Origin of the sequence: uncultured Sulfitobacter sp., from assembly GCF_947497275.1 — a bacterium.
Classification (GTDB): domain Bacteria; phylum Pseudomonadota; class Alphaproteobacteria; order Rhodobacterales; family Rhodobacteraceae; genus Sulfitobacter.
Genome location: NZ_CANMFS010000003.1, coordinates 277,074 through 300,971, shown reverse-complemented (window position 1 = coordinate 300,971; position 23,898 = coordinate 277,074). Strand labels below are relative to the sequence as shown.

The following is a 23,898-nucleotide window of genomic DNA, read 5'->3' as shown; positions in this document are numbered from 1 at the left end:
GGCTAGGTCAAGAAGCTCCCTGCCGTCATCGTGTCGGGGATGGGGGCGCCAAGACGCGTCAGGATCGTCGGAGCAAGCTGAAGCTGGTCGATCACTTCTGCTCCAGCGGGCCCTTCCGCCGGGCCGAAATAGTAGAGCGCAGCTTCCTGCTGCAAAGAATCCCGCCCCCCATGGTGACCACGTGCATCCTGCCCGTGGTCCGCAGTGACGATGATTTCATACCCCGCCGCCCGCCACTTGGAAATGAACGGCGCCAGCATCTCGTCCATCACCAGACAGGCGTGGTCCATCTCTTGGCACTCATGGAAAAACCGGTGGCCCATGCTGTCGAGCGTGCACGTGTGCAACATTCCGTAATTCAGACCGAAGCGCAGGCAGAGGTTTGTGAGTGTGGCAAACAGATCGACATCGGACGGGGTCATCTGGTTGGCCTGGCTGTAGCCTGTCATCGTATGAAAGCGGCCATGGTTGATAGTATCACTGTCGGCTTCGTCGTACTCGATGTCCCGGACATAGTCGAACGGATGCCGGTTAAAGAATTCCGACCAGAAACTGTGTGCCACTGCGCCGGTGACACCGCCGCCGGCCCGGACCTGCGAGAATACGTCAGGTTGGCCAAGTCGGAAGACATTGCCGTTACCTGTACAACCATGCACAGCAGGAGCTACGCCGGTGTGAATGGACGCGTAGCAGGACGCGGAGATGGACGGCAGAACCGCTCGGATCTTCCATATGCGCGCGTCGCCGCTGTCCACCCATCCCTCCAGATTGCCGAACAAGCGGCGCCAGTTGCGGTAAGGCACCCCGTCGAGAATGATGAGAAGCAGTTTGTTGTCCATCGGCAGCTCCTTCCACCCGAAGGTGGCATGGTCGAATGAATGTGAGATACACTTCGGGATAAACCCGCCGCTGGATCTGATATTCCGCGAATAGCGCGCTGCAGATCCGGAATTTGAAACAAATTCCGCAGCGGATTTTTCGAAAAATCCGGTCAGCTCAGTTTCCGGCACTCTCCATTCTGCGGTTCTCGATGGTTTCCTCCAACCAGCCGATCTTCATCTCCGGCACCGAGCTGAGCAATAGATCAGTGTAGGCGTCGAAGGGAGGCGAGAGTACCTGCGATTTTGGGCCGTACCGTACAACTTCACCCTGATACATCACTGCGATACTGTCCGCGATAGCGCGCACCGTCGCCAGATCGTGGGTAATGAACAGATAGGCTACGTCTTCAACCTTCTGAAGGTTCAGCAACAGCTTGAGTATGCCGTCCGCCACAAGAGGATCGAGCGCGCTTGTCACCTCGTCGCAAATGATCAGCTTTGGCTTGGCTGCAAGCGCACGCGCGATGCAGACACGTTGTTTCTGACCACCCGATAGTTCCGCTGGATAGCGGTCCTGAAATCCTTCGCCGAGCTCGATCTCGTCGAGCAGCTCCTGTATCCGCTGCTGCTTCGCCTTTCCTTTCAGCCCGAAATAGAATTCCAGAGGGCGTCCGATGATCGTCCCTACGGTCTGGCGCGGGTTCATCGCCGTATCGGCCATCTGGTAGATCATCTGCAATTCCCGTAGGTCGTCCAGAGACCGGGTCGGCAGATCTGGGCTGAGCCTGCGCCCATCGAACAGTATCTCACCGTCGCGAGGCGGCAACAAGCCCGTGATGACGCGGGCGAGGGTCGATTTGCCCGAACCGCTCTCTCCCACCACCGCCAGGGTCTGGCCGGAATACATGTCGACGGTGATGTTCTTGAGAACGTCGAAATCAGTACCCCTGTAGCGCGCCGTGACGTCTTTGACGCTCAGTACCGGGGTATCGTTCGGCACCTTTTCCTCGTGGATGATGGAGCGCACCGAAACAAGCGCTTTGGTGTACTCTTCTTGTGGGTCGTTGATGATCTGGTCGGCAGTGCCGTATTCGACCATCGCCCCCTGTTGCAGCACCATGATGTGATCGCTGACCTGTGCCACCACAGCAAGATCGTGGGTGATGTACAAAGCTGCGACGCCGGTATCGCGGATCGCATCCTTGATCGCTGCCAGAACGTCGATCTGCGTGGTAACGTCAAGCGCGGTCGTCGGCTCGTCAAACACCACCAGATCCGGCTCAGGGCACAGCGCCAGAGCGGTCATGCAACGTTGCAATTGTCCGCCGGAAACCTGGTGCGGATAGCGTGATCCGATTGTTTCCGGATCGGGCAGCCCCAGCTTTTCAAACAAGGAGACCGCGCGCGCCTCGGCTTCCTTGCGTGAAAACTTCTTTTGATTGATAGCGGCTTCGACGACTTGTTCCATGATCCTCTTGGCCGGGTTGAACGAGGCTGCAGCGGATTGCGACACATATGTGACCTCACCTCCACGCAGGCGGCGTTTATCGGCCATACCTGATTGCAGGATGTCGCGGCCGTTCACCCAGACCTCACCACCTGTCAGTTCGACACCACCGCGTCCGTATCCCAGTGCGGCAAGGCCGATGGTGGATTTGCCGGCACCCGACTCGCCGATCAGCCCCAGTACCTTGCCGGCCTCCAGATCAAAATCGACGCCGTGCACGATCTCGATGTCGTGGGCCCGCTCGCCGGGGGGATAGACTGTCGCGCCGATTTTGAGGCCGCGCACCTTTAGCAGTGGCTCGCTCATCCGCGGCCTCCTTTCAGCGATGTGGTGCGGCCCAGAATCCAGTCCGCCACAAGGTTGATCGAAATGCACAGCGCCGCGATGGCGTAGGCAGGATAGAGCGCCGCCTGAATGCCGTAGTTGATCCCTTCCTTGTTCTCCTTCACGATGCCGCCCCAGTCCGCTTGCGGCGGTTGTACGCCGAGCCCGAGGAACGACAGTGTCGACACGAAGAGCACCATGAAGATGAAGCGCAGACCCACCTCCGCGACAAGAGGTGAAAGCGCGTTGGGTAGGATTTCCCGAAAGATGATCCAGCCAATCTTTTCGCCGCGCAGACGTGCGGCTTCGACATAGTCCATGACAGTGATGTCCACGGCAACAGCGCGCGCCAGACGGTAGACCCGGGTGCTGTCAAGCAATCCCATCAGCACGATGAGTGTCAGAATGGTCGTCGGCATCACCGACAGTACCACCAGCGCAAAGATGAGCGAGGGGATTGACATGATCAGGTCGACAAAACGTGACAGCGCCTGATCGACCCAACCGCCAGAGACTGCGGCGAAGAAGCCAAGCACCGATCCGGTGAAAAAGCTCAGGATCGTCGCGGCGGTCGCGATGAAGATCGTCGTACGTCCGCCCCAGATCATCCGGCTCAGCAGGTCACGTCCGATGCTGTCGGTGCCGAGCAGGAACTCTCGCGATGATGGCTCCCACACGTCGCCGACGACCTCTGCCATGCCGTACGGCGCGATCAGAGGCGCGAAAACCGCACAGAAGAAGAACAGGAGGGTGAAGAACAGGCCGATCAGGGCGGCGGGGGGAATACGGATCATTTCGGGTGCCTCAGGCGCGGATTGGTCACGATCGACACGATGTCGGCGACCAGATTGAGGCCGATATAGACGGCAGCAAAGATCAGGCCACAGGCCTGCACGACAGGGACGTCACGCTTGGCGACATGATCGACAAGGTACTGGCCCATGCCGGGATAGGCGAATACAACCTCTACCACGACAACGCCAACGACAAGATAGGCCATGTTGATCATCACGACGTTGACGATGGGGGCGACCGCGTTGGGGAAAGCGTGGGTGCGAATGATCTTGAGCATTCGCATGCCCTTGAGTTCGGCCGTCTCGATATAGGCGGACTGCATGACGTTGAGAATCGCGGCACGGGTCATGCGCATCATGTGTGCGAGAACCACCAGCGTCAGCACAATTACCGGAATGGCAATGGAATTGAGCTTTTCGAGCAGGCTCATGTTGTCGTTGATCAAGGCAACGGACGAAAACCAGCGCAGCTTGATCGCGAGCCAGTAGATCAGGATATACCCGATCATGAATTCGGGGATTGAGATGGTCGTCAGGGTCACAGCTGAAATGAGCTTGTCCGGCCATTTGTCCTTGTAGCGGACGGACAGCAAGCCCAGAAAAATCGCTAGCGGCACCGACACAAGTGCGGCCCAGAATGCAAGGAACATTGTGTTCTTGAGACGCCCGCCGATGCTGTCGGCGATGTCGCGGCCATTTGTCAGCGCGGTACCCAGATCACCCTGAAGAACGCCACTCAGCCAATCGAAATAGCGGGTAAGGGCGGGCTCGTTCAGTCCAAGTTCTTCACGCAGGTTCGCAAGGCTTTGGGGGGTGGCGCTCTGCCCGAGGATCTGCTGCGCCACATCGCCGGGAAGCATCGTGGTGCCGGCAAATATGAGAATGGATGCGGCGAAGAGGAGAAGGAAGCCCAGCGCCAAGCGCTGAGCGACCAAAGTTACGATCGGATGCACGGGGTCAGGCCGCCTTCCACGTGTACTTGAACGTCTTCCAATAGCTCTGCGGCCCGTTCGGGTTGCCGACATAGCCCTGCACTTCATTCGAGACGGCATCGACGAAATCGTTGAACATCGGCAGGATTACACCGCCTTCTTCGTTCAGCATCCGGCCCATCTTGGAATAGATCTCCTTGCGCTTGGCGATGTCTAGCTCGGCCCGTGCTTCGAGCAGCATCTCGTCGAACTCCTCGCGCTTCCAGCGGGTATCGTTCCAGTCTGCGGTGGAAAGATACGCGGTTGCGTACATCTGATCCTGCACCGGACGCCCACCCCAGTAGGAGCAGCAGAACGGCTGCACATTCCAGACCTCGGACCAATAGCCGTCATTCGGCTCGCGCTTGATCTCAAGTGGAATACCGGCGGCCTGGCAGGACTGTTGGAACAATGCAGCGGCGTCCACGGCACCGGGGAACGCCCCATCGGCGGTGCGCAAGATGATCGGGCTACCATCGTGACCGGATTTCTCGTAGTGAATTTTGGCCTTCTCCAGATCAAAGGGGCGCTGCGGGATCGTCTCGTCGAACAGCGGGTAGGCCGCGTTGATAGGCATGTCGTTGCCGATGCTGCCGTAGCCCTGAAGGATTTTCTCAACCAGTTCCTCGCGGTTCACGGCATATTTGAGCGCCAGACGCAGGTCGTTGTTGTCGAACGGTGCCGTATCGACGTGCGCGATGAAAACATAGTGCCCACGACCCGCAATGTTGTTGACCGTCAGGTTCGGGGCACGGTCCAGCAGCTTGGCGATCTTCGGCTCGACGCGGTTGATGGCATCTACCTGACCAGACTGCAGCGCGGCGGTACGGGCTGTCGCATCGTTGAGAACGATCAACTCGATCGTATCGTAGTGAGCGACCTCTTCCTGGCTGCCGGCCCAGTAATCGTCACGGCGGGTTGCCACCGCACGCACGCCCGGCTCGTATTCCGTCATGGTGTAGGGTCCGGTTCCGATCGCCGCCGCCGGATCGTCAAAGCCGCCCCCGGGCTGGATGATCAGATGGTAGTCGGCCATCAGATAGGGCAGGTCGGCGTTGCCGATTGCAAGATTAACGGTAAATGTCTGGCCTTCGGCAGACATGCTTTCGATCCCCTGCATGATCCCCAGCGCGCCGGATTTGGATTCTTCGTTCGAATGGCGCTCCATCGTTTTCAGAACATCGTCGCCGGTTACTTCTGTACCATCCGAAAAGGTGATGCCTTCCCGGATCTTGAATGTCCAGGATTTGGCATCTGCCGACCCTTCCCAGCTTTCGGCGACCAATCCGTCCAGCGTCCCGTTGGGGTTCAGCTCGACCAGCGGTTCACCCCAGAAGAAACCGATCTGAAGCGGAACGTCCGACGCCCAGCTTGCTGGGTCTTGCGTATTAGTGGATTCGCCACCGGATATGCCCATACGGAACGTACCGCCCGCGACGGGTGTGCCGTGCGCCTCTGCTTTGGCGGCGCCGGCAAGCATGGAATTCGCCGCGGCTGCCGTCACGCCAAGCGCCGCTGCGCGGCTGACGAACTCCCGTCGTGTCATAAATCCGTTTGCGACCTTGGCCGTCAGATCTTTCATTTGGGTATTCATTGTTTTGGTGTCTCCCAGTTGGAATCGGGCGTCTTTTTCGTGCGCCCCAATTTAATTGATGCTTTAAACTTGCGCATTTGAACGGTCGTCGCAAGGACTAATGCCCCCGTTTGGCTAGAGCTGGTCGCGCGGCACACGGTCGTCGACGTCGCGGGCATAGATCAGTTCGCCATCCTCCCATGCCTCTATTCGCGCGCTCAGATGAAAGCTTTCGATGTCGCTCCACATCGCGCAATGCGCCTCGGTGCGCAGCCGGATCTCGCCGCGCTCCATCTCGCTTGTCCAGTGGCAGGTTCCCCGCGCCGAGAGCGGATCGTCGGGGTGGATTTCCCAGCGCTCGCGAGCGACAGATCCGCTGATCAGACCATGATCCAGATCGCGCAGCTTGCCGAAATCATCCTCGATGATCAGCGTTTGAATGCCAGTGACCATGTCGGTTTCCTGCCGGCGGATGTGCTTTGGCGCGCGCAACTCTTCTGTTTCCCACGGCGTTGCGGTTTCCGGCTGTGCGAAATTCACCTCGTCACCGCCTGTTGTGGGGCGCTGGGGCAGGGTGATCGTACCGCTGCCGAGTGTGACGGTTGCCGCAACCGGGGCGGGCCAGACAAGCGGCCAATACGCCGTGGAGATCGCGACCCTGATCCGATGGCCTTTCGGCACGCGGTAAGCGATGTGATCGAGATCGAGCGTGATGTCCTCGGTCTTGCCGGGCTGCATGGCGCGCGGGGCGGCATGGCTTTTGCGGTGGCTGAGGTTCAGCACGCCGTAGGTGATGCGGCTGCTCGCGCCGTCGGGATGGATGTGGTTGAGCCGCACGGCAATTTGCCCCTGCGCGCTGTCGGAACTGAGCGAGAGCATGATGCGCGGCGCGCCGACGATATCCATATCCGCGCCCAGCGGCGCGCTGTCGAATACGGTAGAGAGCGCGTCGTCTCCGCGCTGATCGCCCGGCATTTCTGGGCCCAACCAGATCGCGCAGTATTCCCCTGACGCCGCGCCACAGTGGGCCGGAGAGGAGACGGTGCGCGCGATGGTCTGCGGCACATCGCCCAGCGTGCCGTCGTCATTCAGGTGCAGCGTCTGCACCGGCAGGTGGCTGGTTGCGCCCTCGCGCTCCGCGATCCAGCGACCGGGCCGCACGTCGTACCACGCCGCAGGCCGCAGCCCGTCCATCAGGTAAGCCCGGTAATCGGGGTCCTCCACGACGCCGGTATCTTCGCCCTTGAGCCATTGATCCCACCAGCGAAGCGCCTCTTGCAGAAAGCCGATGCGCGGCTCGGGGACGGCAAAATGGGGATATTTATGGACCCACGGGCCGACGATTCCCTTGGCACCATCGAGCGCCTCCACCAGTTGCGGCACGGCGTTCTTGTAGGCATCGCCCCAGCCGCCGAATGCCAGCACCTTTGCTTTTATGGCCGCGTACTCTTCGCAGACCGACCCGTGTTGCCAATAAGCGTCGCGGCGTTGGTGACGCAGCCATGTCGAGGGCAGAAACGGCTCGGCCTCCAACCGCTCCAGCCACATCTCGCGCCATTCGGTGCGCAGGGCGGGGTCGGGCGGGCGGCTCGAATAGCTCCACATCGTCGCCCCCCAGCCGAGATTCTCGTTTAGCAGACAACCGCCTTTATAATGGATGTCATCGGCGAAGCGGTCCACTGTCGAGCACAGGGTGATGATCGCTTTCAACGGCGCGGGCGCCCGTGCCGCGACCTGCAAGGCATTGAAGCCGCCCCAGCTGATGCCCATCATGCCGACGCTGCCGGTGCACCAGTCCTGTGCCGCCGCCCAGTTGATGACCTCGACCGCGTCAGAGAGTTCTTGCGCCGTGTATTCATCCTCCATGATGCCTTCGCTATCGCCGTTCCCGCGCATGTCTACGCGCAGGCAGGCATAGCCGTGTTTGGCGAAATAGGGGTGCGTGAGGCAGTCGCGCGCGGTTGTGCCATCACGTTTGCGATAGGGGAGAAATTCGAGAATCAGCGGCACGGGCATTTTCCCGGAATTCTCGGGTCGCCAGAGCCGTGCCGAAAGCCGCGTGCCATCCGACAGCGCGATGATATGATCTGGATCTTCAATGAGAGTTTCGTGCGGCGGGGGTATATTTGTCATACAGCCAGCCTCAGCGCGGGGCGGTGTTATGTCAATCGCTTGGTGCGCAACGCGATAAACGGGCGACACGCGCGGATTTCCGACACCTGCCTAACGGGCCCTGTTCCTCCCCCGTACGCATCCGCTCTGTGGCTTAAGGCGCACACATGGGCGGCCACGCGAGACGGCAGGAGGATAAAGTTCTGGATTTCGGGGGGGCGTCCTGCGTAATGTGCCGCAATAACGGTGAAATCATGGCGCGCTCGAACGGGCCAGGTAGCAGCAAAACAAAACAATATAAACCAAGCGACCCGCGCAAGACGGGCGCTTTTGAGGTAGAGTGGTAAGACGATGAAGGCGATTGATTTCGTCGTCCGTGGAAGTGCGGGCGGATTGCAACGTGGTACGGTGTCGGCAGAGACCCAGAACCAGCTGATCGTGGCGGGTGCCGGTCAGGAAATTTCCATCAACGCGCGGCAGGTCGATTTTGCCAGCCAGGTGCGGTCGGGCGATCAGCTGATCATGACGATGGAAGACGGTCGTGTCATCACGATCGACAACTTTTTCAACGACAGCGGCGCGGCCAACCGGCTGTTCATTTCGACAGACGGCTACCTCAACGAGGTGAGCTTTGCCGACATGAGCGAGGGCAGCCTGTCGGCCCAGTACGGGCCGACGCAGGAGTGGGGCAAATGGAGCCCGTCCGATGAGCTTATTTTTCTTGGACATACCGAGGTGGCCGGCGTTCCGCTTGCACAAGGCGATGACGAGGTCAGCATGCTCGGCGCAGCACTCCTGGGCGGCAGCAGCCTGCTTGGCGGCGGTGCGGCCGTGGCCGCCGGTCTGGGCGGCGCGGCGTTGATCGCGGGCAGCAGCAGCAACGGAAGCGGCCCGCGCGCGCCATATGTCGATCACCCTGACACGGAAGTCGTCGTCGGTGGCGACGGCGTTGACGAAGTGCTGACCATTACCGGCGGCGGAGAGCCTGGTGACGAGGTCGTGGTGAAGGTCGGCGACAAGCAGATCGACACGGTGATCGACGACGAAGGCGAATTCGAAGTCGTATTCGAAGGCGAGAACTTTCCCGACGATGGCCTGTACGACACTGGAGTCGAGGTCACCAACACGGACGGTGACACGATCGACCTGAACGGTCCGGGCTTTGACATCGACACCACCGCGCCGGAACTTGCCGTGACCGAAGGTACAGAATCGGTCGGCGATTTCTTCAATGGAACAACCTTCCCCGAAGGCGTCACAATTTCGGGAACCGGCGAAGTCGGCAGCACGGTCGACGTGACCATCGCGGGCATCATGCAATCCACGGTGGTTGACGCCGAAGGCGGTTGGACCGTCGGCTGGGAAGCGGGCACGCTCGAAGCGGGTGAATATACCTCCGAGGTGACGTTGGTAACGACCGACAGTGTCGGCAACTCGGCCACCTTTACAGATACGCTTGTGGTCGACACTGTCACCAACGTCACTCTGGATGAAATGGACTTTGGCGGCGATGGCGTCGTCAATGGCGTCGAGCAAGCCGCCGGCATCAGCTTCAGCGGGACGGCGCAGGCCGGTTCCACGGTCGAAGTGACCGTCGGTAGCACCACTACCACCGTGACGGCGACATCCGAGGGAACATGGTCGGCCAGCTTCACCAAGACTCAAATCGAGACCGGCGAGTACGAGGGATCTGTCTCCGTCTTCGCGACAGATGTGCACGGCAACACCGCCACAGCGTCCGGAACATACGACGTCGATACACTGGTGCGGGATTTCTCGATCACGTCTTCCACCGGCGGCGCAGACGGCGTTATCAGCGCGGAAGAGGCCGGTCAGTCGATGACCGTCACCGGCATGACCGAGCCGGGCTCGTCCGTGGTGGTTGAATTGGGCGGCGTGACACAAACCGCGACAGTTTCGGACACCGGCAGCTGGACCGCGACGTTTGAGGCAGGCACTGTCGCCTCGGGTACTTACACGAGCACGATCACCGCAACGGCGACCGACGCTGCTGGCAACGTCGACACGGCCACCGCACCTGTCTCCGTCGATACCGATGCGGGGGTTTTGACAATCTCGGAAGAGCCGGTGGAAACCGACGACATCGTCAACCACGAGGAATCACGCGACGGTGTGGTGCTAAACGGGACCGCCGATCCGGATGCCACTGTTACCGTCACAATGGCGGGGGTCAGCCACGATGTAGTGACCGATGCCGATGGCAACTGGGAGGCGTTCTTTTCGTCAGCGGAGATCGAGCCGGGTGTCTACACGGCAGACATCACCGCACATACCACCGATGGCTACGGTAACTCCCGTTCCGTCTCCGACAGCGTCGAGGTGGATACCCGTGTCGAGAACCTGTCCTTCAACAGTGTGACCGAAGACAACATCATCAACGCCCAGGAGCGCGGCGACGGCTTCAGCGTCACCGGCAGCACCGAAGTCGGGTCGACATCCGTTGAGGTCACGTTGGGAGACCAGACGTCTTCCGCTACGATTGCCGCCGATGGAAGCTGGAGCGCTGATTTTGACCAGAGCGCCGTCGAAGAGGGCACGTTCAACAGCGGCATAAGCGTCACCGCGACGGACCGTGCCGGCAACCAAAAGACAGTTACCGGTGATGTCGACGTCGATACCGAGGTTGACCCGCTCACGCTGACCGGCAATTCCGCCGGTGATGATCAGGTGGTGAACGCTGATGAAGCGGCGACGGGGATCGACATGGAAGGTCAGGTCGAGGCCGGGTCGTCCGTCACGGTCACTTTCGGCGGGATGAGCTATGCCGCCGATGTGGATGCCGCAGGCACCTGGTCGGTGACCATTCCGGCGGCGGATGTGCGTCCGGGAGCCTATGCCGCCGAGATCTCGGTCGTGGCAACGGATTACGTCGGAAACACCGCCATCATCAAGGACACGCTGTCCATCGACACCGAAGCACCAGAAGGCCCGGTTATCGCATCCTTCACGCGCGGCGGTGACGGGATTCGCGGGATTTCTGTCGAAACGGTGATGGAAGACGGTGCGCCGACGGAGGATGTGACCAGCATCGTACAGGTCGCGTCGGACGGCTCTATCAGCGAGGTCGCCGGTGCCCAAGGATACAACGAGCTGCGCGGCGAGACCGACTTCATGTTCGAGACGAACGTGCCGAACGGGTCGCAACTGGTCGTCAACGCGACGGACGAGGCGGGCAATACGTCAGGTACCTATCTGGTGCTGGACGACGAGGCGCTCAACAGCACGGTCGATCTGAGCAATCCGGCACTCGGCACCTACCAGATCGAAAACCTCGATCTCGATTTCGCCGAAGCGGCGAGCGTGGTGATCGACGAAGCCAGCCTGCTTGCCCTCTCGACCGAGACCAACACGCTGACCATTCGCGGCTCTGCCGAGGACAGCGTGACCATCCAGGACGGCACGCTGACCGGAACCCAAGATATCGATGGCCAGACCTACAACGTCTATTCCGTAGGCGCCGAGGGTACGTTGCTGATCGATCCGGAAGTCCCGGTCACGATCTGACCCCAGCTTTGGTAGAACGACAGAAAAAGGGAAGCGGCGGGGCATATCCCCCGCCGCATCCGGCAGACGCACAAAAAGAATGAAATACCGGCACGTTAAGGGCAGGATATGGGGCAGTGTAGCACGAAAACCGTAGGGCTTTGCGCCGCAGCGCTGGCCCTTGCCGGATGTATGTCCGGCGCAAGCGGCGATGTGGACAGCGTGACGCGCATGCGGTACCCAGATGCCGGTGGCACGCCGACCCATGCCGACAAGATCAACGCCGAAAGTGCGATCATCCAAAGCCTTGTCGCGCGCCGGTCGGTGCTGCCCGACGGCTCTCCCTATTCCCGCGTCGCCACCGCCGTTCTGGCCGCCAACGCGCGTACCGCTGAAAGCGAGTTGCGGGCCGCACAGTTGCGGTCGCGCGCGGCATCAAAGAACTGGCTGCCGCAGATCGGGCCGCAGATCAGCCTGACCTCGCTGAGCAGCGTGATCACCAATCTGGTGGTCGAACAGGTGATCTATGACAATGGCCGCAAGAAGGGCGAACGCGAATTTGCCGTCGCCGATGTCGAAGTGGCCGCTGTCGCACTGGCCAGTGACACCAACGCCCGCGTGCGGCAGGGCCTCGACCTTTACGTGGCCGCCGCCGAAGCGCGCGAGAAATTTGCGCTCGGCACCCGGACCCTCAAAGACATGAGCCATTTCGAATGGGTGATGCAAGAGCGGGTTCAGGGCGGCGTGTCGGACGGATCGGATCTTTATATCCTGCGCCAGAAACTGGGCGAGATCCGCGCCAGCCAAACCGCCAGCGCCGAGACCGCCAGCACCGCGATGGCAGAGCTGAACGCAATGTCGATCGGCGATCTGGGTGAGGTGCGCGGTGTGCCTGTCCTGCCGGTCCACGCGGGGCTGGCCCAACCTTTGACAGTCACACAGGCCGAGGCCGAAAAGGTCCGCGCCATTGCCGCCGCGAAGGTGGACCGTGCGGGCCAGTTGCCGGGCTTGTCCGCTGGCGGCACCGTCGGCGAGGACAGCAATTTCGGGCTTCAGGTCAAGACCGACAATCTTCTGGGTCTGGGCACCGGTGACCGGATCAGGGCCATCGAAGCGACACGCGAAGCGGCCGGCCGCCGTGTGGCACAGGCCAACGAGACCGCCGACAGGACCCTGCGCAAGCTCGAAGGGCAGATCGCTGCCAAGGAACGTCAGGCGACAGAGGCCGCCGCGCTGACCGCGCAGGCGAAACGCAACCTGGATGTGTTTCAAGCGCAATACGATGCCGGCCAACGGCAAGTGATGGATGTCGTCGGCGTATACGAGACATTCGCACGGCAGCAGGATGCCGGCGTAACCCTGAAATACGAGGCCATCCGCCTGCGGATCGAAATGGCCGAATTGCTGGGCGTTCTGGCAGACGGAACAGCCATATGACAAAGCCCTTCACCCTGATGATCACGAATGGCAATGCCGGTCGCCTGCGTCCCGTGCCACAGGTGGAAACCGGACAGAACGAAACCGCGCCACCGATGTTCGAGGACCGGATGCGCGCGCGCGCGGCACTGATCGCCACATATGCCGGTGTTTGCGGCATCGAGATTGCGCAATCCGACCTTGCGGATGGTCTGATCCGCCGGATGAGCCCCGACACGTCCGGGCGCGACGAGGCCCGCGTCATCGCAGATCTGCTGCGCGCTCATGGCCTGACCGCCACCCTCATCACCCGCGAGATGCCGGACGCACAGGCGTTTCCGGCGCTGGTCTACATGACCTCTGGTCAGATGTTGCTGGTGCTTGCCCGCGAGGGCGAAGATCTGGTGGTGTACGACACGACCTGCGGTGACAACCGCGCGATGGTTCCTGCCTCGGATTTCGTTCCCTTCTTTTCCGGACTGATCCTGCACGCGCAGATGCCGATGGCGACCGTCGCGCAGGTGCACAAGACGGCGGAAGAACCGGCGCATTGGTTCTGGGGTCAATTCGGTCGCTTTCGGCGGCAACTGGGCGAAGTGGCACTCGGATCTTTTGTTGCGAACCTGCTGGCGGTCGCGGTGGCGCTGTTCTCCCTTCAGGTCTACGACCGGGTGATCCCGCACCAGTCCGAGGCAACGCTTTGGGTTCTTGCGGCGGGCGTGGGGCTGGCCGTGCTGATGGAGGCGTTCATCAAGATCGCGCGCGCGCAGTTGATGGACGGTGCAGGGCGGCAGATCGAGGTATCGGTGCTGGGCATCTTGATGAAACGGATTCTCGGCATGCGCAGTGACAAGCGGCCGCAGACACCCTCCGATTTGTTTTCATCGATGCGCGAATTCTCTGCGGTACGCGAGTTCTTCACCGCGTCCACCATCGGCACGATTGCCGACATTCCCTTTATCTTCGTGTTTCTGGCGCTTGTCGCTTCGATTGCAGGCAACGTTGTCTGGGTATTGGTGCTGGGCGGTATCCTGATGGTCGTCCCGGGCTTTTTCATGCAGAAAAAGATGATCCGGCTGACCCGCGAGACCCAGGGCGCATCCGCCAAATCCTCGCGCCTGCTGCACGAAGCGATTTTCGAGCTGGATACCGTCAAGACCCAACGCGGCGAGGCGCGGATCGAACGGATCTGGTCGGAACTGACGACGCTGTCGGCGGTGAAATCCTCAGAGCAGCGCAAGCTCGCCTCGGCACTCACCTTCTGGAGTCAGGGCGTGCAGCAGGCGACCTATGTTTCGGCCGTCATCATGGGCACCTATCTGGTGTTCGCCGGGCAGTTCACGGTCGGGTCGATCATCGCGACCGGTATCCTCACAAGCCGCACCCTCGCACCGCTGACGCAGCTTGCAGGCACCATGGCGCGCTGGGGCAACGTGAAATCGGCGCTCGACGGGTTGGAGCATATCGCGACATCAGAGCAAGACAGCAACCCCGCGCGCAGTTATTTGCGCCGCGACCGGCTGGAGGGCAAGTTCGAACTGAAAGACGTCACCTTCCGCTATATCGAGGACGGCGCGCCGACACTCGATCTTGCCGGTTTCTCGATCCTGCCGGGACAGCGCGTTGCGGTACTCGGCGCGAACGGATCGGGAAAATCCTCGCTGCTCAAACTGTTGAGCGGTCTTTACGCGCCAACGACAGGCCGTGTTTTGATCGACGGTACGGAGATGACGCAGATCGCGCCGCAGGATCTGCGTCGGCTGATCGGCTATCTCGGGCAGGACGTCCGCCTGTTTTCGGGGACTCTGCGGGACAACCTGAACCTCACAATGCTGGAACGCGATGACAAGCGTCTGATGGAAGCGCTGGACTTCGCGGGGCTGGGCACTTTCGTGAGGACCCATCCCAAGGGGCTCGACCTTGAAATTCTTGACGCAGGCGCAGGCCTGTCGATCGGTCAGCGCCAATCCATCGGCTGGGCACGCATCTGGTTGCAGGACCCGAAGATCTGCTTGCTCGACGAGCCGACAGCGGCTTTGGATCAGGCGCTGGAGACAGGGCTGGTTGCACGGCTGGAGAAATGGATGGCGGGCCGCACCGCGATCATCGCGACACACCGCGCGCCGATCCTTGCGCTGACCACCCGTACGATCATCCTGTCGAATGGCCGGATGAGCGTCGACGGGCCGCGCGAGGAAGTCATGGCACATCTTACCGCCCTGAAGGGAGGGGCCGCATGAGCGACACCGGCATGGATACCCACATCAGCCAGCAAATGCGCAGGCCTTCGCTTGTGGTCTGGCTGAGCGCGGCGGCGGTCATCGTCTTTGTGATCTGGGCCGCGTTTGCCTGGGTCGATGAAATCGTGCGGGCCGAAGGGTCGATGATTTCAAGCTCGCGCCCGCAGATCATCCAGAACCTTGAGGGCGGGATCCTGTCGGAGCTGGCGGTCGGCGAGGGCGATATCGTCGAGGCGGGCACCGTGCTGGCACGGCTCCACAACACGCAGTTCCAGTCCGCCGTGGACGATTTGCGCGACCAGATCAGCGCGTTCGAGATCCGCCGCCTGCGGCTCGAAGCCGAGATCGACGGCGACTACACCTTTGATGTGCCAAGCGAATGGGCGGCCCGGACGCCCGAGATGGTCGCCTCCGAAGCGGCCCTGTTGCAGGCGCGCCAGTCCGATTACGTGACATCCGCCGACGGGGCCCAGCAGGTGCTGGTCGAGGCGCGGCGCGAGCGCGATCTGATGGACAATATGCTTAAGAACAAGATCGTTTCGCAGATCGAAGCGAGTCGGGCGCGCAAGACCTACGCGGATGCGAAGATCAAATACGACGAGGTCGTGACCCGCACCGATCTGGACCGCGCCGAAGAATATTCTGACGTACTCAAGGAACTGGGGACGTTGCGCCAGACCCTGAAATCGAGCACCGACCAGCTGGACCGCACCGTACTGCGCAGCCCGATGCGCGGTATCGTGAACAATCTGAGCGTGACGACGATTGGTGGCGTTGTGCGGCCGGGGGAGGAAATACTGCAGATCATCCCGCTCGATGAAGAACTGTTCGTTGAAGCGCGGGTGAAACCCGAGGATATCGCCGGTGTGCGGCGCGGTCAGCCTGCGACAGTGAAGCTGTCAGCCTATGATTATACAATCTACGGTACGCTCAAGGGCGAGGTAAAGCTGATCTCGGCGGATACGTTCAAGGACGAACGCGCGCGCGATCCCGATGGTGATCCGCACTACAAGGTGACGCTGGCGGTGGATGTGGAGCATCTGACCCAGCGCCAGGCCGCGCTGGAGATCCGTCCCGGCATGCAGGCCTCGGTGGAGCTGCACACCGGATCCAAGACGGTGCTTCGGTATCTTTTGAAGCCGCTCTACAAATCAAAGGAAGCGTTCCGCGAGCCGTGATCCGATTGCGCGCATACGCGCATTACATTTTTCATGGCAGCTCTGGGCTGAGCGGTGCAGTCCGCAGGCGAGCGCGTGCGGGTCGCGGCGGCTCAGGCCTCGGTATCGAGCCAAAGTGTCACCGGGCCGTCGTTGACCAGATCGACGGCCATGTCCGCACCGAAGCGTCCGGTTTCCACGGGGATATCCAGTTTGCGGAGGCTGTCTGCGAAACGGGCGTAGATGGCATTTGCGTGCTCGGGTCCGGCCGCACCGGAGAAGCCGGGCCGGTTGCCGCGTGATGTGTCGGCGGCCAATGTGAACTGGCTTACCACCAATGCCGCTCCGCCGGTCTGTGTCAGGCTCAGGTTCATCTTGCCCGCGTCGTCCTTGAACAGGCGCAGCTTCGATACCTTCAGGGCAAGTGCGTCAGCGGTGGCGTGGGTATCTTCGGGCATCGTACATACAAAGATCAAAAGACCGGCGCCGATCTGTCCGACGGTCTGTGCCGCGACGGTCACGGAGGCGCCACTGACCCGTTGCAGCAGTGCTTTCATGTGTCTTGCCATGCGATGATGTTGGCGGGGTCCGCGCGGGCGGTCCGAAACCGGTTGGCTGGATGTGTTTCGTCTGCATAGCCGAGTGAGATCGCGCAGAGGATCAAGCGATCCTCGTCGATCGCAAGGTGTTCTTTCAGCAGTGGCGCGTAGCCTGCAATGGCTGCTTGCGGGATCGTTGCGACACCGAGGGCCGTCGCGGCAAGCGTAAAGGCGGTAACGAAGCCTCCTGTGTCCATCGCGCCGTATGCGCCGAGTTCACCGGGCGAATGGACAATCGCGACATGCGGCGCGTCGAAGAATGCATAGTTGCGCAACATCTGCGCCCTGCGGGCCTTGCGGTCCGATTTCTCGATCCCGGCGGCATCGTAGAGCTGGAAGCCGCAGGTGCGCCGCCGTTCGGCGTAGGCTCCGGTATAGGACGCCGGCCACTCGAGGTCGGGGGCGGGTGGCGTGCCTGCAGCGGCAGTCTCCATCAGTTTTGTGCGCAATCGCTCCGTGCCCGCACCGCGCGTCAGACTGACTTGCCACGGTTGCGCGTTGCACCATGATGGCACAAGGCGCGCGGTGGCTACGATACGCTCCAATACAGCGTCAGGCACCGGATCGGGCCGGAAGGCGCGACACGAATAGCGGTCGTCCATGATTTCATTGAGGGTATCGATGCGGGTCATGCGTTATCCATTCATTGCGTAAAGGTAGCCGACAATCGCGGCGATGATCAGGCCCGTCAGTACGGCAAATGCGATTTTGATCGCGGAGTAGGGACGTTCGCCCTGCACCCGCCCGGTGCGGCCATTGACGACAAAGCGGTAACTTTTGCCGCGATATTTGTACGCCGCGAGCCATACCGGCAGCAGGACATGCTTGAAGGTCATTGCAGACAGGTCCACGTCCATCGCATGGATCCGCTGGCGGTCCCCGCCGATGTCGAACTTGACGTCGCGCCGGATCATCGCCTCCATCCGCGCGCGGGCCTCCGTGAGCCCTTCATCGAGCGCCACAGTGTAGCCCTCGGCGCGAAATCCGGCGAGATACTCGGGCGCATATGGCTCCAACGCGGCCAGATCCCAGGGTTCCAACGCGTCCGTGAACCGTTTCGGCAGCGATCGGGACGCCAGAACCAGCACATCGTCGAAGAACCGCGACACACGACCCGAGACGCTGCGCCAACGTACCCTTGCTACCCGGACCTGCGTCCGTTTGCCATCGCGCATCACCGTCCGGGTTTCATAGTAGACAGTGCCACGCTCGCCGGTGTAGCGGGTGTCGCTCTGTGCGTCGTAGGTCCAGTAGGGGACGTATATCCCCTCCATCTTGCGGCCTTTACGGGCATAGGCCTGCAACCCATTGGGCGCGAACCACAGCGCACCCAGCCAATCGGTCATCGCGTCGCTCGCGGCCTCTTCCTGGATGCCAAAGGGCAGAACCGCGCGCGGTTTGATGTGGCGGTGCACGCCGGTGTCAATTACGACGGGCGTCGCGCAGAACGGGCACTCCGCCGCTTGCGCATCAGGATCGAACTCAACCTGCGCGCCGCAGTTGGGGCAGGCGCTGACGCGGGTTTCCTCCATTTCCGCGGCATCGAGGGTTCTGGATAGGGCACGCTGCAGGTCAAGCTCGGCTATCTGCCGCGCCGTCGTCCAGACTGTGGCTATGGATTGCACGTTGCCGCAGTGGTCGCACTTCAGATCGCCGCTTTGCGGATCGTATCGCAGATCGGATCCGCATGTGTCGCAAGGAAACCGGTGTTCCTGTACGATGGTATCTGAAGAAGGATCTGGCACGGTGCCGCCTTTGAAAGCTGATTTATCGCGCGCAGCATTGGCGTTGTGACCGCAGGGGTCAAGGGGGGCGGAGTATGCTAGAGGATACAAATACCGGCGAAATGTCTCGAGAGGCAGAATGTACAGCGCATTGTCCTTCACGCGCGGATGCCGCCATGGGTCAAGGACCCGCTGGCGCAGCTGGATTGCCCGGTTCCGAACTTACGTCAATCGCGCGGCTGTACCACGATGAAGCGGGCCAGCGGCACCACGACCAACTAGTGGCACGCCATGAAAATGATCCGACGATGGAAAAGGATTGGGTATTACGGCACGAAAGTCTTGGAACGGGCAGGCGGTGGCTTCAGACCTGCGGCACATATGCAACGATGCGCAGTTCGATCACGGCGCCGGTGCGCCGCAATCCGGCCACTTCGACAGCGGTCCAAGCGGGCAGCGGCAGACCCAGCACTTCACGCACCACGGCATCGACGGTGTCAAAATGATGATCCATACCGCCGTGATAGCTGGTCATTTCGACGACGCACTGCGCTGCGCCACCCGCCGCGTCAATCACGGCGAGCGCTTTCATCAAGGCGTTTCTGGTCTGGTTTCCGGCGCCTTCCGGCATGACACCGGTGATGTCGCCGCCCGTCGCGCCGGTGAGAAACAGAAAATCACCAGCGCGCACTGCAGGCGAGAAACCCGACGCAGCGGCAAGTTCGGCCAGTGCAGCGGGGGAAACGACCTCGCGCATTCAAGCGCCCGGTGGCGGCGGTGGCATCACGGTGAACAGCTGAGCGAGTTCGGCCACGTCCTCTGCGCGCATCCAGCCGTCCTGTCCCGGCGTCCAGACATAGCTTTGCCTTGTGAGGTCCCCGTCGACGGCCATCCGGCCCATGCGCGCCTTGGAGAAGGGGCCGGTGGTATCGCCGTTCACGGCAACGTGCCAGACGTGTTCGACCGGTGGCGGGGGCGGCGCCATCGGCGCGGCAGATTGTGTCTGCGGGCGCGCGCCCCACGGACCCGAAGCCGCCGCCTGTGCGCCGATCTGCATGCCAAGGCCTGCCCCCATCCCCGCCTGGATCGCCGCAGCGCCGGGGCCATCACGGCCAAGCGCCTCGGCGGCCTGAAACTGCATGTACTCATTCAGATTGCCGATCACGCCCATGGAAGAACGTTTGTCGAGCACATCTTCGACCGCAGGCGGCAGCGAGATGTTTTCGATATAGAGCTCGGGCAGGGCGATGCCGTATTCGGCCAACTGCGCCTCGATTTCCTTGCCCACCAGCTTGCCCAGCTCGCGGGTATTCGCAGCCATGTCCAGAACGGGGATCTGGGCGCGTGCGATGGTGCGGGAGAATTCCTGGACGATAATGTTGCGGATCTGGTACGAGATTTCGTCCATGGTGAATTCGCCATCTGTGCCTACGATCTCGCGCAGGAACACCGCCGGATCGACGACCCGCACACTGTAGGTGCCAAAGGCGCGCAGGCGAACGGGGCCGAACTCGGGGTCGCGGACAATGATCGGGTTCTTGGTGCCCCATTTCAGATCGTTGAACCGTGTCGTGTTGACGTAATAGATCTCGGATTTGAACGGGCTTCTGAAGCCATGATCCCAATGCTGAAGCGTCGTCATGATCGGCATGTTGTTGGTTTCGAGCATGTAGAGACCGGGCGTGAACACATCGGCCAACTGGCCTTCGTGCACGAACACCGCCGCTTGTCCCTCGCGCACGGTGAGTTTCGCGCCGTATTTGATTTCATGGCCCTCGCGCTGGAAGCGCCACACCAGCGTATCGCGGGTGTCATCGGTCCAGTGGATGACGTCGATGAACTCACCCGAGAGGAAATCGAAAATGCCCATGGTATCTGTCCTTCTGGTTGGTCTTGGTGCGGCGGCTCAGTGTCAATTGCGCGCGGTTTGGTTGTCTTGTCGTCTGCGGCTGGCGATCAAACCGGGCCGCTGTCGGTCAGCTCCCGCGCGATGGTCTGCACGGTCTCACGCGCGTCATCGGCTCTCATGCCCGGACGCAGACGGGGGTCGTACAGCATCTTGAGCAACAGCTCGTCGTGGCGGGTGAGCAGAGCGAATTCATCATCGTCATTGAAGATCGACGGACGGGCCGTCGGGCTGTCGTTTGCCAGCCCCAGCCCCTGTGCCAGCTCTTCATGGATGCACGACAGGCGCAACAGCGCGGGGTTTTCAGCACGCACCACAGCCAGGGCGGCGGTATAGGTATTCGCACCGAGGCCACTGGCATAGGCTGCAACCACGCAATAGGTGTCGCGGCGCAGATTGTTGAGCGGTACAAGGCTGCTCGCCGAGATGCCCGGCACCCGCGCGGCAGCCGTGGCCAGCGCCTCCGTGCGGTCGTCCTCTCCGGCGATGACGACGATGAAATTGGGCCGGCCCCCCAAGGTGATCGAATGGCCAGTAACGCGCGCAAGTCGGTCGGCATAGTCGCTGACCGCCTTGAGGTCGCTCGCCCGTTGTGATGGCGGCACGCTTTCGCCAAAGATCACTTCCATCCGCACGCCGTGCTGCCAACGACGCAGGGGGCTGGCCCCGCCGCGACCCGAAAAGCTGCTGTCGTACTCGTTGAAGAACGCGATCTGCTCGAAATTCCGCGCGAGCATTGCAGTGGTGAAGGGCGTATCCGACCCGCCGCCGTCGCGCCGCAGCAGTCCTTGCGACATCTGTGCGGTCTGCACCTGATTGAGATAGCTGCGCAGCTGTGCGCTCTTCTCGGATGTCGGCTTGGCAACCTTCGGGGGCGGTGCAGGCGCCGCGGGGGCGGGGCGCGATACCGGCTTGAGGACCGGATCGACCGGACCGGCCAATTCGGTACAGGCCGCGAGACCAAGGAATGCCAGACCCGAAACCGCTGAGATGATACGTCCCTGCATTGCGCGGCTCAGCTCGGAACCGCGCCGCCGGCGGTATCGCCAAGGCCGGATTTCGTTGCCTTCGCCGAAGCAAGCGTATCGCGCAGCCTGGCCTCCATCTCTTTCAGGTCTTGCTCGGCGGCGGCACGTTTGGCTTTGCCAGCGTCGGCAATTTGCAGGCTTTCCTCGATGGTGCCGATCAGATCGGCGTTCGCCTGTTTGACGGCTTCGATGTCGAACACGCCGCGCTCCATTTCCTCGCGGATGACCTTGTTGCTGTCGCGCAGGTTCTTTGCGTTTGAGGTCAGAAGTTCGTTGGTCAGATCATTCGCTTCGCGCACGGCACCCGCCGCCTCGACGGAGCGTTGGATGGTCACGGCCTGCGCCAGCTGCGTTTCCCACAGAGGGACGGTGTTGACGAGGGTCGAGTTGATCTTGGTCACCAGCGATTTGTCGTTTTCCTGCACCAGCCGGATTGAGGGCAGCGATTGCATGGTCACCTGACGGGTGAGTTTCAGATCGTGTACCCGGCGTTCCAGATCATCGCGTGCGGCCCGCAGATCGCGCAGCTCCTGTGCGACCATGACCTGATCGTCTTGTGCCGCTTTGTCGACTTCGGCGGCCTTCTGCGGGATCGCGGTTGCGTCCAATTCGGCCAGCTTGGCCTCGCCCGCTGCGATGTACAGCGCCAGCTCGTCGTAGAATTGCAGTGTTTTCTCGTAAAGCATGTCGAGCGATTTGATGTCCTTGAGCAAGGTATGCTCATGGCTCAGCAGATTGTCGGTAATCCGGTCGATCTGGCCCTGAACCTTCTCGAACTTGGCGGTGAACTTGGCGAAGGGCGCGGCACGGCCCAGTAGTTTTTCCCACCAGCTGCGCTTGCGCCGCACGTCCAGCTCGGACACCGAAAATCCGCGAATGGTGCTGACGATTCCGCGCAGGCTGTCGCCGGCGGGGCCGACGTCCTTGTTTCGCACGTCCTGCAACATCGCCTGGCTGATTTCCTGCAATTCCGCCTGTGCTGCGGAGCCGAATGCGATGATCGACTGAGTGTCGGCCATATCCAGCTCGTCCATGCGGGCGCGGATCTCTGCGCTCTGGGGGGCATCCGCCTGCGCCAGAGGGACGATCGCGTTGGCCTCTCTCGGCTCGGGCAGATTCACGGCGGTCACTTCCTCGACCAGTGCGATTTCCTGTGTGGCCTTGTCGCGTACGGTATCAGACATCTATATTGGTTCCTCGGAGTTTGTCGGCGTCCGGGTGTCGGGCTTACTCCAGCCGAACGCCTTCGCGCGAGAGCCGCTCGCGCAGCACGTCGATTTCAATGGTCAGATCGCCCCTGTCCTCCAAAAGCGATTTGCGGTTGCGGGCAGCAAAGTTGTGGTCGAGATCGTTCAGTAGCGCCAGATAATCGGATTTGGCCTGTGCGTCACGGGTGCGTGCGTAGATATCGGCGAATTTCGCCGTCGCGTCCCGCGCACCCTGCAAATAGACGCCAAGGTATTTGCGCGCCGCAGTCAGGTCGCGCGGGTCTTCTTCGACCGTGCGGATCAGGTCGCGTGCCGTGGCCACAAAGGCGTCCAGCCGTGCCGTGGCTTCACGGTCGTTCGCGCGCTGGATCGTCGTGCGCATGGTGCCCAGATGCTTTTCGGCCTCATCGACCACACGGGCCACGCGGTCTTGCTGAAACGTGTCGATACCGTCCATCCCTTTTGACCGCAGCGGGTCGATACCGAAGGCGCAGACGTGCAGGCCTGCGCCCACGATGCCGTAGATCAGCGGCGACAAAACGTCGAAACCGCCCTGATGCGCCATTACCGCGAGCGCGGTGCCGATGCCGGTCAGCGCACTCGCCAGCATCTTGCGCGGCAGGGCGGGGCGGCGCGCGACCTTGCGGGCGTTGAATGCGGCCTCGGCCCGTAAACCGCCACGCAGCAGCCACGCGGCCAGTGTCAGCGCACCCGCTCCAATCACTGCGGCCAGAAACGCGGGCGCGCTCGTCGATCCGCCAAAACTGGTTGCGAGGAGGACGATCGGGGGAATGAACAGACCGTTGGTGCGCCCCCCTGCCGGATCAATCTCGATACGTCGGCGGGCGGGGTCCGCTGTGCTGTTCGCGGCCGAATCGGGGCTATAGGTGCCGCCGTAGCGTTTAGCCATGCTCAGAGCCCTCCGATCCAGCCGGAAGTGACGCCGAACAGGAGCACGATCAGCGCGACGTAGGATAGCTTTCGAAACGGTCTTGGCGCCATGGTCCCCTCATT

General features: G+C 61.6%; 18 protein-coding genes. 4 read left to right on the top strand and 14 right to left on the bottom strand.

The features are described 5' to 3' along the window. Positions 1 to 2 precede the first annotated feature (2 nt). The 6 genes from Q1A06_RS08210 to Q1A06_RS08185 all read right to left on the bottom strand — a co-directional run bounded on the left by Q1A06_RS08210 (position 3) and on the right by Q1A06_RS08185 (position 8,123). Positions 3 to 839 carry an alkaline phosphatase family protein gene (locus tag Q1A06_RS08210; protein ID WP_299561400.1) on the bottom strand — a complete coding sequence of 279 codons (837 nt, stop codon included), beginning with the start codon at positions 837 to 839 and terminating at the stop codon, positions 3 to 5. Positions 840 to 996: 157 nt separating this feature from the next. After that, a complete protein-coding gene (locus Q1A06_RS08205; protein WP_299561398.1) occupies positions 997 to 2,634 on the bottom strand; it encodes an ABC transporter ATP-binding protein in 1,638 nt (545 codons plus the stop codon). Beyond that, positions 2,631 to 3,446 (bottom strand): ABC transporter permease, encoded by an 816-nt coding sequence (locus Q1A06_RS08200; RefSeq protein WP_299561396.1) that lies wholly within the window; start codon positions 3,444 to 3,446, stop codon positions 2,631 to 2,633. Before Q1A06_RS08200 ends, Q1A06_RS08205 begins: the two co-directional genes overlap by 4 nt. After that, on the bottom strand, positions 3,443 to 4,399 hold the full coding sequence (locus tag Q1A06_RS08195) for an ABC transporter permease (protein WP_299561393.1): 957 nt from the start codon (positions 4,397 to 4,399) through the stop codon (positions 3,443 to 3,445). Before Q1A06_RS08195 ends, Q1A06_RS08200 begins: the two co-directional genes overlap by 4 nt. A 4-nt stretch (positions 4,400 to 4,403) precedes the next feature. Then, positions 4,404 to 6,011 (bottom strand): ABC transporter substrate-binding protein, encoded by a 1,608-nt coding sequence (locus tag Q1A06_RS08190; RefSeq protein WP_299561390.1) that lies wholly within the window; start codon positions 6,009 to 6,011, stop codon positions 4,404 to 4,406. Between the two features lie 114 nt (positions 6,012 to 6,125). Then, a complete protein-coding gene (locus tag Q1A06_RS08185) occupies positions 6,126 to 8,123 on the bottom strand; it encodes a CocE/NonD family hydrolase (RefSeq protein WP_299561386.1) in 1,998 nt (665 codons plus the stop codon). 330 nt (positions 8,124 to 8,453) lie between these two features. Between Q1A06_RS08185 and Q1A06_RS08180 the strand changes: the two genes are divergently transcribed. From Q1A06_RS08180 to Q1A06_RS08165, 4 genes are all read left to right on the top strand, one after another. Next, positions 8,454 to 11,627, top strand: coding sequence for an Ig-like domain-containing protein (locus Q1A06_RS08180; protein ID WP_299561383.1), 3,174 nt, complete (start codon positions 8,454 to 8,456; stop codon positions 11,625 to 11,627). Between the two features lie 108 nt (positions 11,628 to 11,735). Then, positions 11,736 to 13,043 (top strand): TolC family protein, encoded by a 1,308-nt coding sequence (locus Q1A06_RS08175; RefSeq protein ID WP_299561380.1) that lies wholly within the window; start codon positions 11,736 to 11,738, stop codon positions 13,041 to 13,043. Beyond that, complete coding sequence (locus tag Q1A06_RS08170) at positions 13,040 to 15,262, top strand: ATP-binding cassette domain-containing protein (protein ID WP_299561378.1); 2,223 nt, start codon at positions 13,040 to 13,042, stop codon at positions 15,260 to 15,262. Before Q1A06_RS08175 ends, Q1A06_RS08170 begins: the two co-directional genes overlap by 4 nt. Beyond that, positions 15,259 to 16,440, top strand: coding sequence for an HlyD family type I secretion periplasmic adaptor subunit (locus tag Q1A06_RS08165; protein WP_299561375.1), 1,182 nt, complete (start codon positions 15,259 to 15,261; stop codon positions 16,438 to 16,440). Before Q1A06_RS08170 ends, Q1A06_RS08165 begins: the two co-directional genes overlap by 4 nt. A gap of 92 nt (positions 16,441 to 16,532) precedes the next feature. Here Q1A06_RS08165 and dtd read toward each other — a convergent pair whose 3' ends face one another. From dtd to Q1A06_RS08125, 8 genes are all read right to left on the bottom strand, one after another. Further along, complete coding sequence (gene dtd, locus Q1A06_RS08160; RefSeq protein ID WP_299561372.1) at positions 16,533 to 16,976, bottom strand: D-aminoacyl-tRNA deacylase; 444 nt, start codon at positions 16,974 to 16,976, stop codon at positions 16,533 to 16,535. Then, positions 16,973 to 17,650: a nitroreductase gene (locus Q1A06_RS08155; RefSeq protein WP_299561369.1), complete on the bottom strand. Its 678-nt coding sequence runs from the start codon at positions 17,648 to 17,650 to the stop codon at positions 16,973 to 16,975. The genes dtd and Q1A06_RS08155 overlap by 4 nt, the downstream gene beginning before the upstream one ends. A 3-nt stretch (positions 17,651 to 17,653) precedes the next feature. Then, positions 17,654 to 18,763, bottom strand: coding sequence for a TFIIB-type zinc finger domain-containing protein (locus Q1A06_RS08150; RefSeq protein WP_299561366.1), 1,110 nt, complete (start codon positions 18,761 to 18,763; stop codon positions 17,654 to 17,656). A gap of 343 nt (positions 18,764 to 19,106) precedes the next feature. Next, entirely contained in the window at positions 19,107 to 19,499 is a 393-nt protein-coding gene (locus Q1A06_RS08145) for a Rid family hydrolase (protein WP_299561363.1), read from the bottom strand. Then, positions 19,500 to 20,612, bottom strand: coding sequence for an SPFH domain-containing protein (locus tag Q1A06_RS08140; protein ID WP_299561360.1), 1,113 nt, complete (start codon positions 20,610 to 20,612; stop codon positions 19,500 to 19,502). 86 nt (positions 20,613 to 20,698) lie between these two features. Next, positions 20,699 to 21,655, bottom strand: coding sequence for a DUF2927 domain-containing protein (locus tag Q1A06_RS08135; RefSeq protein ID WP_299561357.1), 957 nt, complete (start codon positions 21,653 to 21,655; stop codon positions 20,699 to 20,701). A gap of 8 nt (positions 21,656 to 21,663) precedes the next feature. Continuing rightward, on the bottom strand, positions 21,664 to 22,860 hold the full coding sequence (locus tag Q1A06_RS08130; protein ID WP_299561354.1) for a toxic anion resistance protein: 1,197 nt from the start codon (positions 22,858 to 22,860) through the stop codon (positions 21,664 to 21,666). Positions 22,861 to 22,903: 43 nt separating this feature from the next. Then, a complete protein-coding gene (locus Q1A06_RS08125) occupies positions 22,904 to 23,794 on the bottom strand; it encodes a 5-bromo-4-chloroindolyl phosphate hydrolysis family protein (RefSeq protein WP_299561351.1) in 891 nt (296 codons plus the stop codon). Positions 23,795 to 23,898 lie beyond the last annotated feature (104 nt).

Coding starts and splice junctions, on each gene's coding strand:
- Q1A06_RS08210 (WP_299561400.1), bottom strand. CDS start 839: ATGGACAACAAACTGCTTCTCATCATTCTCGACGGGGTGCCTTACCGC.
- Q1A06_RS08205 (WP_299561398.1), bottom strand. CDS start 2,634: ATGAGCGAGCCACTGCTAAAGGTGCGCGGCCTCAAAATCGGCGCGACA.
- Q1A06_RS08200 (WP_299561396.1), bottom strand. CDS start 3,446: ATGATCCGTATTCCCCCCGCCGCCCTGATCGGCCTGTTCTTCACCCTC.
- Q1A06_RS08190 (WP_299561390.1), bottom strand. CDS start 6,011: ATGAATACCCAAATGAAAGATCTGACGGCCAAGGTCGCAAACGGATTT.
- Q1A06_RS08185 (WP_299561386.1), bottom strand. CDS start 8,123: ATGACAAATATACCCCCGCCGCACGAAACTCTCATTGAAGATCCAGAT.
- Q1A06_RS08180 (WP_299561383.1), top strand. CDS start 8,454: ATGAAGGCGATTGATTTCGTCGTCCGTGGAAGTGCGGGCGGATTGCAA.
- Q1A06_RS08175 (WP_299561380.1), top strand. CDS start 11,736: ATGGGGCAGTGTAGCACGAAAACCGTAGGGCTTTGCGCCGCAGCGCTG.
- Q1A06_RS08170 (WP_299561378.1), top strand. CDS start 13,040: ATGACAAAGCCCTTCACCCTGATGATCACGAATGGCAATGCCGGTCGC.
- Q1A06_RS08165 (WP_299561375.1), top strand. CDS start 15,259: ATGAGCGACACCGGCATGGATACCCACATCAGCCAGCAAATGCGCAGG.
- dtd (WP_299561372.1), bottom strand. CDS start 16,976: ATGAAAGCACTGCTGCAACGGGTCAGTGGCGCCTCCGTGACCGTCGCG.
- Q1A06_RS08155 (WP_299561369.1), bottom strand. CDS start 17,650: ATGACCCGCATCGATACCCTCAATGAAATCATGGACGACCGCTATTCG.
- Q1A06_RS08145 (WP_299561363.1), bottom strand. CDS start 19,499: ATGCGCGAGGTCGTTTCCCCCGCTGCACTGGCCGAACTTGCCGCTGCG.
- Q1A06_RS08140 (WP_299561360.1), bottom strand. CDS start 20,612: ATGGGCATTTTCGATTTCCTCTCGGGTGAGTTCATCGACGTCATCCAC.
- Q1A06_RS08135 (WP_299561357.1), bottom strand. CDS start 21,655: ATGCAGGGACGTATCATCTCAGCGGTTTCGGGTCTGGCATTCCTTGGT.
- Q1A06_RS08130 (WP_299561354.1), bottom strand. CDS start 22,860: ATGTCTGATACCGTACGCGACAAGGCCACACAGGAAATCGCACTGGTC.
- Q1A06_RS08125 (WP_299561351.1), bottom strand. CDS start 23,794: ATGGCTAAACGCTACGGCGGCACCTATAGCCCCGATTCGGCCGCGAAC.